This window comes from Dactylosporangium sp. McL0621, from assembly GCF_049995355.1.
Classification (GTDB): domain Bacteria; phylum Actinomycetota; class Actinomycetes; order Mycobacteriales; family Micromonosporaceae; genus Dactylosporangium.
This window is the reverse complement of the sequence record NZ_CP188259.1, coordinates 5,123,668-5,136,543: the sequence shown is the minus strand read 5'-3', so window position 1 is coordinate 5,136,543 and position 12,876 is coordinate 5,123,668. Positions and strand designations below refer to the sequence as shown.

9 protein-coding genes are annotated in these 12,876 nt (G+C 70.9%); 7 read left to right on the top strand and 2 right to left on the bottom strand.

Annotated elements, in window-relative coordinates:
- Position 1 precedes the first annotated feature (1 nt).
- The 3 genes from ACPPVO_RS24835 (at position 2) to ACPPVO_RS24825 (ending at position 8,445) form a co-directional block, all read left to right on the top strand.
- Positions 2-5,245, top strand: a complete 5,244-nt coding sequence (locus ACPPVO_RS24835; protein WP_426513544.1) for a hypothetical protein — start codon at positions 2-4, stop codon at positions 5,243-5,245.
- Between the two features lie 211 nt (positions 5,246-5,456).
- Complete coding sequence (locus tag ACPPVO_RS24830) at positions 5,457-8,027, top strand: Hsp70 family protein (RefSeq protein WP_426513543.1); 2,571 nt, start codon at positions 5,457-5,459, stop codon at positions 8,025-8,027.
- 136 nt (positions 8,028-8,163) lie between these two features.
- Positions 8,164-8,445 (top strand): hypothetical protein, encoded by a 282-nt coding sequence (locus ACPPVO_RS24825; protein ID WP_426513542.1) that lies wholly within the window; start codon positions 8,164-8,166, stop codon positions 8,443-8,445.
- Positions 8,446-8,489: 44 nt separating this feature from the next.
- Here the strand turns inward: ACPPVO_RS24825 and ACPPVO_RS24820 are convergent, their stop codons facing one another.
- Together ACPPVO_RS24820 and ACPPVO_RS24815 are read right to left on the bottom strand one after the other, a co-directional pair.
- Positions 8,490-9,125: a hypothetical protein gene (locus tag ACPPVO_RS24820; protein WP_426513541.1), complete on the bottom strand. Its 636-nt coding sequence runs from the start codon at positions 9,123-9,125 to the stop codon at positions 8,490-8,492.
- A gap of 142 nt (positions 9,126-9,267) precedes the next feature.
- Positions 9,268-9,531 (bottom strand): hypothetical protein, encoded by a 264-nt coding sequence (locus ACPPVO_RS24815; protein WP_426513540.1) that lies wholly within the window; start codon positions 9,529-9,531, stop codon positions 9,268-9,270.
- A gap of 352 nt (positions 9,532-9,883) precedes the next feature.
- On the opposite strand from ACPPVO_RS24815, the gene ACPPVO_RS24810 reads away from it, so the two are divergent.
- From ACPPVO_RS24810 to ACPPVO_RS24795, 4 genes are all read left to right on the top strand, one after another.
- Complete coding sequence (locus ACPPVO_RS24810; RefSeq protein WP_426513539.1) at positions 9,884-10,390, top strand: MarR family winged helix-turn-helix transcriptional regulator; 507 nt, start codon at positions 9,884-9,886, stop codon at positions 10,388-10,390.
- Positions 10,391-10,406: 16 nt separating this feature from the next.
- Positions 10,407-11,246: a helix-turn-helix transcriptional regulator gene (locus tag ACPPVO_RS24805; RefSeq protein ID WP_426513538.1), complete on the top strand. Its 840-nt coding sequence runs from the start codon at positions 10,407-10,409 to the stop codon at positions 11,244-11,246.
- A gap of 121 nt (positions 11,247-11,367) precedes the next feature.
- Positions 11,368-11,775, top strand: coding sequence for a hypothetical protein (locus ACPPVO_RS24800; RefSeq protein WP_426513537.1), 408 nt, complete (start codon positions 11,368-11,370; stop codon positions 11,773-11,775).
- Positions 11,776-11,895: 120 nt separating this feature from the next.
- The gene (locus ACPPVO_RS24795) at positions 11,896-12,837 is read left to right on the top strand and encodes an NADP-dependent oxidoreductase (protein ID WP_426513536.1); all 942 of its coding nucleotides are present in this window, start codon (positions 11,896-11,898) and stop codon (positions 12,835-12,837) included.
- Positions 12,838-12,876 lie beyond the last annotated feature (39 nt).

Here is a 12,876-nt window from a genome sequence, read left to right as displayed (position 1 = left end):
GATGACCGTCGGCATGTGGATCCCGGTCACCGACTACCTGACCGGGTGGGCGGAGAACCTGTTCCCGAAGCCGGATCTGTCCGAGCTGGCCGTGGTCGGCCACAGCACCCGGGTCACCGGCGGCGTGAGCACCGCGGTGATCCAGGTCGAACTCGGCACCGAGCTGACCCTGGCGCTGCCCGGCATCGACATCATCACCGCGCAGCTGCTCCCGGCCGCGGACGGCTCGGACCTCACCGTCGAGTTCGACTGGACCGGCCCGTTCCGGGCACGGCTGCTCGGCCTGGGCGCCGACCTGGTGATCGACTCCACCTTCCTGGTACCGGTGGACAACAGCTCCGGCCGCTGGGAGCCGACCGGGGCGCAGGCGACGATCGGGTTCACCGCCGGCCTGGTCGAGCTGGACGGGTCCGGTGGGATCACGTTCTCCGAGGATGTCGCGCTGTCGATCCCGCCGCTGCGGCTGGGCGACACCGGGTTCGTCATCGAGGCGACCGGGGCGCGGTTGTCGTTCAGCGGCGAGCAGCCGCCGCCGGACACCGCGGTGGAGGGTTTCCGCGGCCTGCTGTTCGACAGCGCGACCGTCTACTTCCCCGACGGGCTGGACGTGGCGGGCATCACCCCGGACAGTATCGAGGTTGTCGACGGGGCGATCGGTACCGGTGGCTTCTCCGGCGCCTTCACCGGCAGCTGGGATCCGGTCTGGGACGGGCTGACCCCCTCCGGAGAGGGTGCCGGTACGTTGCTGGGCTTCGCGTTCGGCCTGGACTCGCTGGAGCTGCAGATCCAGCAAGACGTGGTCACCGGCGCGGCGGTCATGGGGACGCTGGCCGTACCGTTCTTCGACCAGCTGCTCACGGCGTCCCTGACCGTCGACGCCGACGGCGGATTCGCCGCGACGGTCACCGGTACCCCGGACTCCCCGCGGGCGGTCGACGCGAGCGGCACGCCTCTGCCGGTCAACACCCCGGCGATCGCGGAGCTGTCCATCCCTGGTGTGGCGAACATCCGGCTGGACGGCCTCGGCCTGGTCCGCGACGGCGACGGTGCCGGGCTGCTGGTCACCGGGGAGCTGGACCTCGTAGTCGGCGCGCCGGCGCTGGACTGGCCGACGATCGCGGTGCAGGACCTGCGGATCGCCCCGGACGGGCACGTGCACGTCCCCGGCGGGTGGATCGACCTGCCCCAGCCGATCGCCCTGGACCTGTACGGCTTCGGTATGGAGATCACCCGCATCGGATTCGGTACCGAGGACGACGGCCGCCGCTGGGTGGGCGTGGACGGCTCGGTACGCCTGACCGAGCTGCTCCCGGCCGGGGCGAGCGCGCGTGGGCTGCGGGTGCTCTGGGACCCCGCCGACCCGGCCCGGGCGCCGCAGCTCACCCTGGACGGCCTGGCAGTTGGGTTCACTGTGGCCGGTGTGGCCGAGCTCGCCGGCGAGGTCGCACTTGTCACCGACGCCTCCGGGGCGAAGTCGTTCACCGGCGCCCTACGGCTGGGCCTGGACCCGCTGGACATCGGTATCGACGCCGGTCTGACCATCGGGCGCAAAGACACTGGTGTGTACGCCTTCCTGCACCTGGGCGTGGACCTGCCGCTGCCGCTGGGTGCCACCGGTACCGCTCTGTACGGCCTGGAGGGGCTGCTGGCGGTCAACATGGCCCCGACGGCCACCGGCGGCGACTGGTACGGCTGGTACAAGCAGGGCCCCGTCGAGTTCAGCGCCACCGAACCGAGCAAGTGGGCGCCCGAGACCGCCACGTGGGCGATCGGTGCCGGCGCCAGCATCGGTACCCTGCCGGACGCCGGGTTCTCGGTGAACACCCGCGCGCTGCTGGTCGCCGTACTGCCCGGCCCGGTGCTGCTGCTGCAGGGCACCGCGGACCTGCTCAAGATCCCCCCGGCGCTGTCGGGCTCCGCGGCGCAGGAGGGCACGCTGGGGCTGCTGGCCGCGCTGGACGGCCGGGCGGCCACCCTGCAGCTGGGCATCGACGCATCCTGGAGCGTGCCGGTGGTGCTCTCGATCGCCGCCGCCACCGAGGCGTTCTTCGACTTCGACCGCTCCGACGCGTGGCACGTCTGGATCGGCAAGGACACCCCGGCCTCGGCCCGGATCCGCGCCGAGGTCCTGTCCCTGTTCCACGCCGACGCGTGGCTGATGCTCGGCGCCGACGGCATCGCCACCGGGCTGGGCGTGTCCTGGGGGGACCGGTGGCGCTACGGCCCGGCCAGCATCGAGGTACGCAGCTGGATCAGCGCCGCCGCGACGCTGTCGAAACACCCCGCCCAGCTGACCGGGGCTCTGCACCTGGGCGGCACAGCCGAGGTCGCCCTCGGCCCGTTCGGGGTCGGGCTGGCCGTGCGGTCCCGGCTGACCGGCAAGGCGCCCAGCCCGTACGAGGTGGCCGGCAGGCTGGCCGTGACGGTCGAACTTCCACCCCCGCTGAAGGATCTGGACGTCGACCTGGAGCTGAGCTGGCGCCAGCCGGCCGTACCGCTGGTCGAGGACCCGTGGTCGGGCGCGCTGGCCCAGCATCCACTGTGTACCGAAACCTGGACGCCTCTGATCGACGGCACGCAGCCGGACCCCGACGCCGAGGCGCCGCTGGTGCCACTCGACGCCGGGGTCCTGCTCACCTTCGGCCAGCCGATGGGCGACCCGACCGCGATCGCCGACAACCCGCCGGCGTCGGCACCCACCACCGTGATCGGCGACTACACCGCCGACTACTCCATCACCAGGCTCACCCTGTCCCGGCGCCGCCGCAGCCAACCCGACACCGGCTGGCAGGACGTCACCGGCACCGTCTTCGGGACATGGACCCCGGACGCGGCCTCGGACTCGGGTGTGGCCGGATCGCGGCTGCAACTGATGGCCCGCAGCCCGTTCGCCTTCACCCGCTTCAGCTCACGGCGGTGGACCGACGACTTCCTCGCCGGCCAGCCCGACTGGCCGTGCGGCTCGGCGCCACCGGAGCCGATCTGCCTGACCTGGACCGACCAGAGCGCCGGTACCGTCATGCCCAGGCTGTGGCTCCAGGACGGGGCGGTGCTGTCCGGCGCCGCACCCACCGTGGTCAACCTCCCAGTCGTCGGGCACGTTCTGATGCTGGGCCAGCGGCTACCCCTGTCGCGGCTATGGGTCACCCTTCCCGAACCGGCGGCCGAGGTCACCGCACAGGTCGCGGCCATCGCCGGCCCGGTGGTGCTCAGCGGTTGGAATGCCGGCACCGTCGTCGCAACCCGCGAGATGCCGGCGGGTCAGGGAGGCGACCTGACCGTGACCGGCGACGCGTTGCAGGCGGTCACCGTCGACGCGATCGGGGCCAGTCCGGCGATCGGGGTCGAGGCCGGACTGGCGGCGCTGTGCTGGCGCCCGGCGGCGGCCGCGCGGACCCCGGCCGCCGAGCAGACCGCCCGGCTGACCACCGCCGTGCAACGCTGGGCCGACACCCAGCCGATCTTCGAGCCCGACTGCCACTACCTGCTCGAGGTCACCACCCGGGCCCGGCTGGCCAGCACCGACGGGACCCCGGTCCAGGACACGACGTACACCCACACCGTGCGGTTCCAGACCGGTGGGCCACCGGCCATCCCGCCGGACCGCCTGCGCCCGCCCCCGGTGCCGGCTACGGGCTTCCCCTTCGGCGGAGTACTGGCGGACCTGACGCCATACCTGCAACGAACCGTGCCCGATCCCGGCGCGGCGCCGGTGTTCCGGGCCTACGACCTCAGCGCCACCTTCCGCACCGACGCGGTACCCCAGCTGTACGGCGGGGACCTGACACTGCGACTGTACGGCGAGGACGGGCAGCCGGTACGCGACGGTACCGGCGCCGACATCGTGCTCGACTGTGCCTGGCAACAGGCGCCCACAACCACCGTCACCGACGCGGACGCCGCCTGGCTGACCCGATTGACCCGCTGCCTGGGCACGCCAGGCGCCGGTACGGTGCGCGGCGACGACCTGCTGCACGCCGCGCTGCCAGCCGGGACGCTGCTGCCGGCGCGACGCGCGCTGACCGCCCGGTTGAGCGCCACCCGGCCGCTGTTCACCGACCCGTTCACCGACCTGGCCGCGTTCGAGCAGCAGGTACTGGGCACCGGATCCGAGGCGAACAGCTGTACCGCCGCCGGTGGTATCGCCACCATCGCCCGCCCAGCCATCGAACTGGGGGCCGTGGTGGCGCTGGCCGGTGACCTCGACGTGGCTGCCTGTACCGTCGCGTGCACCGCCCGCCCCGCCGGGCCGGGCAGCTTCGGGCTCGTCGCCGGGCACAGCGGGCCGGACCGGTGGGTGGCACTCGAGCTGACCGTCGGCGGCGGCCGGCAGCTGGTGTCGACCACATCCACCGGCTCGCACGCGGTGCTGTGGCACGACGACGGCGCCGTCACCGCCGGGGTCGACTACGCCCTGGCCCTGACCTGCACCAGCGACACCGTCACGGCACGCATCGACGACCTGGAGGTCACCGTACCGGCCGCGGCCGGCCCGGGCCGGTTCGGTCTCCTGTCCGGGATCCGCGCACCACAGGGCTGCCAAATGCGCGACCTCGTGGTCCGCTCGGCACCAGCCACGACCGTGTACTCCTGGCGGTTCACCACCTCGGCCTACCCCGGCCTTCCCGAGATGCTGGCCACCTTCACCGGGACGACCTGGCCGGCACCGGCCACTGTGGACACCAGTACACTGGCGAGCCGCACCCGTGACGCTGCCAACGGATTGTCGGGCGCCGCCGCAGATCTCACCAGTGCCCGGCAGGAGCTGGCCGCGGCGGTCTCGGCCAACAACACCGTGGACCTGCAGGCGCTGGTCGCCGCCGCCGGCGCTGCGGTGCAGCGGCAACACGCCGAAGCCGCCGACAGCTACGACAGCCTGGCCGCCGCCCTCGCTCTGGCGTACCGGCCGGCACCCCCCGTGGTCGAGGTACTCACCGCCGCCGACCACGGCCGTACCGTCGCGCTCGTGCTGGACCTGCCCGAGCCGCTGCCGTGGGAACGGTTGACCTGGTCACTGACCCCAATGGGCCCGCACCCAACCCCTGCCCTGAACGACGTCGTGCTCGCCTGGAGCGCCGACGGCTCACACGCCATGCTGGCGCGTACCGGCGGCAAGACGTTCCCACCAGGACCCTGCTCCCTGGCACTGCACCTGGCCCTTGAGGTGGGCGCCGAAGCAGCCGTCTGGACACGTAACGGAAGGGCAACCCCAGAAGAGGGGACACTCCAATTCACCGTACCGTGACCGACCGGAGCGTTGGCGGTGGACGACCGTGCCGAGCTGCACCGCGTGCGCGGGGAGCAGGCCACGCTGAACGTGCCGGTGATGGCGGCGGCATGGACATGGAATGTGCCCTCCGCTCGGCGGAGGCCGCCTCGGCCGAACGGATGCGGTGTTGATGTCAGGCGGTGCAACGTATCGATCTTGGTGGTCCGGCTGTGGTATTGATCTGGCCATGGTGACGCTCGGCATCGACTTCGGGACCTCGAACACCGTCGCGGTCGTCGGGCTGGACGACGGGCGGGCGGTGCCGCTGCTGTTCGGTGAGACACCGCTGCTGCCCTCGGCGGTCTGCGTCACGCAGGGTGGTGAGCTGCTCGTCGGTCGCGACGCGGTGCGGGCGTCCCGGAGCCGCCCGGAGGCGTTCGAGCAGCACCCGAAGTCCCGCATCGACGACGGCGAGGTGCTGCTCGGCGACCGGGCGGTGCCGGTCGCCGAGCTCATCGGCGCGGTGCTGCGGCGGGTGCACGACGAGGCGGTCCGGGTGGCGGGCGTTGCGGTCGACCGGCTGGTCCTGACCCACCCCGCGGGCTGGGGCGCCCGCCGCCGCCAAACGCTGCTGGAGGCAGCCGCCATCGCAGGCCTGCCGCCGGTAGGGCTCGTCGCCGAGCCCGTCGCCGCCGCGGCCTACTACCTAAACTTCCTCGGTCACGCGGTATTGCCGGGTCGTTGCCTGATGGTGTACGACTTCGGCGCGGGGACGTTCGACGCGTCCGTGGTGCGGCGCACCGCCGACGGGTTCGAGGTGCTGTCCGAGGAGGGCATCCTCGACGCCGGCGGCCTGGACGTCGACGCGGCGATCGTCGCGTACCTCGGCGCCATCCACGGCGCCGACAACCCCGAGGGCTGGCGCCGGCTCACCGCACCGGCTGCGCCGGTCGACCAGCGGATGTCGCGCGCCTTCTGGGACGATGTGCGCACCGGCAAGGAGGAACTCTCCCGCACCTCGATGACGACGATCTTCGTGCCGATCCTCGAACTGGAGGCGGTCCTCGGACGGGAACAGCTGGATCACCTCGCCCGGCCGCTGCTGGATCGCACGGTCGCGGCGACCCGGCTCGCCATTCGCAGCGCTGGGATCCGCGTCGAGGAGATCGCCGCGGTGTTCCTCGTCGGCGGCTCCAGCCGCATGTCACTGGCCGCCACGTTGCTCCACCAATCGCTGGGTGTCGCGCCCACGGTGATCGAACAACCCGAGCTCATCGTGGCCAGCGGCACATTGCGCATCGACCGCGCCGAGGCGCTCACCGCGGAACCAACGTCGAAGGACGAAGTGCCGGAGCCGGTACCGCTGGCTGCTTCGAGACGTACGGTGGCACAACAGCCGGCGCCGCACACGCCAGCGCCCGGTCTGCCGGACCTGCCCACCCCGACCTCGCCTGTACCGGTGTCGCCCGCGCCCGTTTCGCAGGTGTCCCAGCTTCGTGACCTGGCTGGGCATGACGAGCATGGGCAGGGTGGTGAGGCTGAGCTAGGTGCTGGCCGGCCGGTCCAGGCCGCTGTGCAGGCCCAAATACTCGAGGCTTTGGAGCTGCCTGAGTCTCACGCCGAATCGATCGAGCCCCCACTCGCGGGCAACGGCCTGCCGGATACGACGGCCGAGGCCGTGACTCCGACCGTCGGTATGTTCGGGCGGCGGGTGCGCCGCTACCCGGGCTGGCTCGCCGGCGCGGTTGGCGTGGCCATTGTTGCCGTGGTCGCAGTGGTGGCCTTACAGGGTGATCCATTTGGCACGGGCTCAGGACCAGTACCCGGTCCTACCCAGTCGGTGAAGCTCAGCCCTACCCGATCCGTGACATCGATTGTCGCGCCTGTCCGGGTGGCCACCCTCACTGACCACACGAGCACAGTGAATGCGGTGGCGTTCAGTCCGGACGGCAAGACCATGGCCACCGGCAGCCGTGACAATACGGTGATCATGTGGGATGTGACCACCCCGGCCACACCCCGCCGTTTGACCACCCTCAGGGACCACACGAGCACAGTGAAAGCGGTGGCGTTCAGTGGGGACGGCAAGACCATGGCCACCGGCAGCTACGACACGGTGATCGTGTGGGATGTGAGCGTCCCGGCCGCGCCCCGCAGCCTGGCCACCATCACCGGCAGCCTGGGCGGGCTGACGGTAATGGCGCTTAGCCCGGACGGCAAGACCATTGCCGCCGGCAGCTCCGACAAGGCGGTGATTGTGTGGGATGTGAGCGTCGCGGCCACACCTCGCCGCCTGGCCACCCTTACTGACCACACGGGCTCGTTGGAGGCGGTGGCGTTCAGCCCGGACGGCAAGACCATGGCCACTGGCAGCTCCGACAAGACGGTGATTGTGTGGGATGTGAGCGTCGCGGCCACACCTCGCCGCCTGGCCACCCTTACTAACCACACGGGCTCGGTGGACGGGGTGGCGTTCAGCCCGGACGGCAAAACCATGGTCACTGGTAGTGAGGACAAAACGGTGATCGTGTGGGATGTGAGCGCCCCGGCCACACCCCGCCGCCTGGCCACCCTTACTGACCACACGGGCGCGGTGTTCGCGGTGGCGTTCAGCCCGGACGGCAAAACCATGGCGGCTGGCGGTGAGGACAAGACGGTGATTGTGTGGGATGTGAGCGTCGCGGCCACACCCCGCCGCCTGGCCACCCTTACTGACCACACGGGCGCGGTCTTCGCGGTGGCGTTCAGCCCCGATGGCAAGACCATGGCCGCCAGCTCCATCGCGGTGATCGTGTGGAGGACGCACGCCGATGAGTGATCCGCATCGTCCGTCCGCAGGCCACCTTTGTCACCGAGATCTGAACGCAAGGCTCGAGACGTCACCACGGTCGCTGTCCATCTCGGCGACCAGCTCGAGACCCTGCACCGGGCCGTCGTGCGACGCTCGCCAGAGCATGGTGGCGGCGAGCACGGCCACGGCGGCGACAGCGGCCGCCAAGGGGCGACGCCGCCGTGACCGCACCGGCGGCGCGGACCCCAACATCGATAGCACCGCCGGTGGGACCACGGGGGCCGTTCGCGGCGGCGCCGTCGGGGACGCCGAGAAGAACGGCACCACCGGCGTCCCAGGCGTGGCCCTCCACGTCGACGGTGCGCTCCAGGAGCGGGCGGGCGAGCGCCTCGACCTCGGTCCGGCTCAGCGCGCCGGCTACATCTTGTCGCAGGCGGCCAGGTAGGCGCCGAGTGAAGGCTGGGTGCCGCCGTGGAGAGGCCTGACAGCTCAGACGGACAACAACCGATCGAGCAGGCGGTGGTACTGCAGCACGGAGTTGCGCATGTCCGCGATGCTGTCGGACGCCGGCGCGCTGCCGCGCTCGAGCTGCTCTTCGCGGCTGTGTACGCTTTCGGCGAGCGCCTTCACCGCCTCGTCCACCAGCTGCCGAGCCTCGGTAACACTGCCCGGCGGGTCCTGGACGAACCGGCTCTCCACCTTGTGCCAGCGCCGCCGGAAGTCCTCGGTCTGCGTGGTGTCCCAGATCCCTGGCTGCTGCGCGGCGGGGTACTGCGACTGCGGGTCAGAGGCCGCCCGTGGCTGATGGGCCGGCTGTTGCGCGTCCGTGTCATCCGTCCGGTAGACGTCGCCGCCGGCCGGTGTCGCATAGACCGGGCCGCCTGCAGCATCGGCATCTGTGGGTGGCGACGGCGGCTCTTGGGAGGGCGGTGGTGCCGTGCCGACCGCCGCCGGATCGATCGAGCTGCCGTCATGCATCGCGATTCCGCCGGTCCTGCCGGCGCCGCGGGGCCGCCATCCACGCCGCCGCGACGAACGGCGGAATCGGCCGAACGCCGCAGCCGCGACACCGGCGAGGATCAGCAGTAGCAGGACGATGGCGAGCAGGGCTTCAGTCGATGACATGGCGAAATCCCTTCAAACGCAAGCAGCTCAGACGCTAGCTCGCTCCGGCTCCGGCCGACCTCACCTACTCGATCCGGCCTCTTGCCTACCAAGGGTGGGTTGTTCCGGCGCCGCGCGATTTGGGATGGGGGACGGCCGGCCGTCAGTCCACGCCTTGGTAGCGCTTCTCGAGCTCGGCGTGTTCGTCCAGACCGATCAGCTTGTTGAAATCGTCGAAGAGCACCATGCCGTGGAGGGCCTCACGGGTGTCGCCCTTGGCGGCCAGAACGTCGAGATGGTCCTTGATGCCTTTCGCGGCGGCGAACCCGGTTCCGAGCGAGAAGATCGCGAGCGTGTAGCCCATCTCCTTGAGCTTCCGGACGCCCGGCAGCGGCGTACGGCCCCCTTCCATCTGGTTGCTCAGCACGGGACGACGCCACGGAACGCTGCACAGATGCGCCGCATCTCGTCCTCGGTCTCGGGCGACTCGATGAACAGCTCGGTACCCATGGCGATGGCTGTGCGCGTCATCCAGCGGGATGGTTCGTGTCGACAGTACTGACCGGGTGGTCGGCGTCGGCCGACCGCCCGGGTTCATGCGTTCCAGGCCCCCATCGAAACCCGCAACTTCGTGTGCTCACCCTCCGGCAACGAGGAGATGTTCCTCGAGACCGGCGAACTCGGCCCCACCGCGACGAATGACCAAATTTCGGCAAGTCGTCGGGCGTAGGCGGTACACCGGAAGCGCACTTCGAATTCAAAGCAAGTAGGATCATGGGGTGGTTGACCCGGCGCCCGGCCTGAGCTCGGAGCAACTCTGGGCGTACTTCGCGCTGATGGAGGTCAGCAGCCTCCTGCAGTATGCGGTGGACGAGCACCTGCGCGCGGACGGCGACCTCAGCTATGTGCAGTTCCAGATCCTGGCCCGGCTGGTTGACGCGCCCGAGGGCAGACTGCGAATGACGGACCTTGCCGACGGCGTCGTCTACAGCCGCAGCGGGCTCACCTACCAGGCCGGGTTGCTGGACAAGCGCGGCCTGGTCACCCGCTCACCGTCGCCGGACGACGAGCGCAGCGTCGTCGTGACCGTCACCGCCGCCGGCCGGGACCTGATCGCCCGCGTGCTGCCCGGGCATGTCGACCGCGTCCGGCAGCTGCTGTTCGAACCGATGGCGGGCAAGGATCTCGCCGCCCTCAGTACCGTCCTCGGCCGGGTTCGCGACCATATGCGCGCCACGCCGCCACGCTCGGCCAAACCCCGCACCGGCCGTAAGCGAACCGACTGAAATGGCGGAGTGAGCGATGGACCGAGCATTGCTGGCCGACTTTCTCCGGGCCCGCCGGGAGGCGCTGCAGCCGGAGGAGGTCGGGCTCCCCCGGGGCTCACGGCGCCGTACCGGTGGGCTGCGGCGCGAGGAGGTCGCGGTACTGGCCGGCATGTCGGCCGACTACTACAGCCGGCTTGAGCAGCAGCGCGGTCCGATGCCGTCCGAGCAGATGCTCGCCGCCCTGGCGCGAGGGATGAAGCTCAGCCCGAGTGAGCGGGAGCACCTGTTCGCCCTCGCCGGGCATTCGGCTCCGCGCCGCACCCTGCGCGACGAGCAGGTCAGTCCGGCCATGAGGCGCATCGTCGAGCGCCTCTCGGACACGCCCGCGATGGTGTTCTCCCGCTTCGGCGAGGTGCTGTTGCAGACCCGTCCGGCGGTGGCCCTGTTCGGCGACTACACCCGGTTCACCGGCATGTCCCGCTACCTGGTGTACCGCTGGTTCACCGACCCGGCGCAACGCGCCGTGTATCCCCCCGAGGACCATGCCATCCGCGGCCGGGTGTTCACTGTGGACATCCGGGCGGCGTACACGGCCGATCCCACGGGCACCGCCGGCGAGATCGTCGAAGCGCTGCTGGCGGTCAGCCCCGAGTTCGCGGAGGTCTGGCGGCTGCACGAGGTGGATGTCACCCACCACCTCGACCTCAAGCGCTACCGGCATCCGGACCTGGGCGAGCTGGAGCTGTACAGCCGGCGCCTGATGGATCCCGACGAGGGTCAGGATCTGCTGGTCTTCCTGGCGGAGCCCGGGTCACCGAGTGACGAGTTGCTTCAGCGCCTGATCGCCACGAGCGGCGGCGACGACGGGAATTGATCCGGTCCGCATTACCGCCCTCGTTGTCCGCGGACTGATTGTCAGTGGATAACGGCGACATTCATCCGGTTCCCGGTTCGCGCCACGCTTGAGCGGTCGGACAGGGAAGGCGGTGAGGTACGTGGACCGGGAACTGCCGGCGCACTTTCTCCGGGCTCATCGTCAGGAGGCCGGGGCACCGGACGATCACGCCGCGCCGGTCATGACGCGCATCGTCGAGCGTCTGTCGGACCACCCCGCGATGGTGTTCTCCCGCTTCGGCGAGGTGCTGTTGCAGACCCGTCCGGCGGTGGCGCTGTTCGGCGACTGCGCCCGGCTCGGCGGGGCGTCGCGCTACCTGGTTCAACGCTGGCTCACCCACCCGGCGGCGCGCCTCGGACGCTACCGGCATGCCGAACTGGGCGAGCTGGAGCTGTACCGCCAGCTTCTGGTGGATCCCGTGGAGCGCCAGCTGCTGCTGGTCTTCATGGCCATCCCCGGCTCCCCGAGCGACGAGAAGCTCCGGCTCCTGGCGGCCGCGGGCGATTAGGTTCCGGCGGCTGTCGGCCGGCTCACACGGTACACCAGTTGCTTCGAATTTGAAGCGTGCTATGGTCAGGAAGTGCTTCGAATACGAAGCACTTGGCAAAGGAAGAGACGAGGGCTTGCGATGAAGGCAGTGCGTTTCCACGAGTACGGCGACCCGAGCGTCCTGCGTTACGAGGACGTCGAGCAGCCCGCCCCCGGCGCCGGGCAGGTGCTGATCCAGGTCGCCGCGACGTCGTTCAACGGCGTCGACGGCAACATCCGCGCAGGTTTCATGCAGGGTCCGATCCCGGTGACGCTGCCGCACACGCCGGGCATCGACGTGTCCGGCACGGTTGCCGCGCTGGGCGAGGGCGTGGACGGTTTCCAGGTCGGCGACCGGGTCGTCGGGTTCCTGCCGATGACCGGCGACGGCGCGGCCGCGGAGTACGTCGTGGCTCCCGCCGAGATTCTCGCGCCGGCCCCCACGAGCGTCCCCCTGGTCGACGCCGCGGCGCTGCCGATCGTGGGCCTTACCGCGTGGCAGGCGCTGTTCGACCACGCGAAGCTGGCCGCGGGGCAGCGCGTGCTGATCAACGGCGCGGGCGGCGCGGTCGGCGGCTACGCCGTGCAGCTGGCCAAGAACGCCGGCGCGTACGTGATCGCCGCGGCCGGCCCGCACAGCAGCGACCGGGCCAAGGCGGCCGGCGCCGATGAGGTCATCGACCACACCACCGCCGCGGTGACGTCGGCGACGGACCCGGTCGACGTGGCGCTCAACCTGGCGCCGATCGAACCGGCGCAGCTGGGCGCGCTGCTCGACCTGGTCCGTGCGGGCGGTGTGCTGGTCAACACCACGGTGTGGATGCCTGCGCCCAGCGACGAGCGGCGCGGCGTCCGCGGCATCGACCTGTTCGTCCGCAGCGACGCCGCCCAGCTGGCACATCTGGTCACGCTGGTCGACTCCGGCGCATTGCGCGTCGACGTCGCCCAGCGGGTCCCCCTCGCGGAACTGCCGGCCGTGCACGCCCAGGCCGCCGCGGGTGCACTGCCCGGCAAGACCGTCATCGTCGCGCCTGCGGCCTGAACATCAGCCCCCAGTCCACATCCCAAGACAGGAGAATCC

Excerpts from the sequence above, each read along its gene's own strand:
- ACPPVO_RS24835 (WP_426513544.1), top strand. The coding sequence starts at position 2 with ATGACCGTCGGCATGTGGATCCCGGTCACCGACTACCTGACCGGGTGG.
- ACPPVO_RS24805 (WP_426513538.1), top strand. The coding sequence starts at position 10,407 with ATGGACCGAGCATTGCTGGCCGACTTTCTCCGGGCCCGCCGGGAGGCG.
- ACPPVO_RS24825 (WP_426513542.1), top strand. The coding sequence starts at position 8,164 with ATGGTGGCGGCGAGCACGGCCACGGCGGCGACAGCGGCCGCCAAGGGG.
- ACPPVO_RS24795 (WP_426513536.1), top strand. The coding sequence starts at position 11,896 with ATGAAGGCAGTGCGTTTCCACGAGTACGGCGACCCGAGCGTCCTGCGT.
- ACPPVO_RS24820 (WP_426513541.1), bottom strand. The coding sequence starts at position 9,125 with ATGTCATCGACTGAAGCCCTGCTCGCCATCGTCCTGCTACTGCTGATC.
- ACPPVO_RS24830 (WP_426513543.1), top strand. The coding sequence starts at position 5,457 with ATGGTGACGCTCGGCATCGACTTCGGGACCTCGAACACCGTCGCGGTC.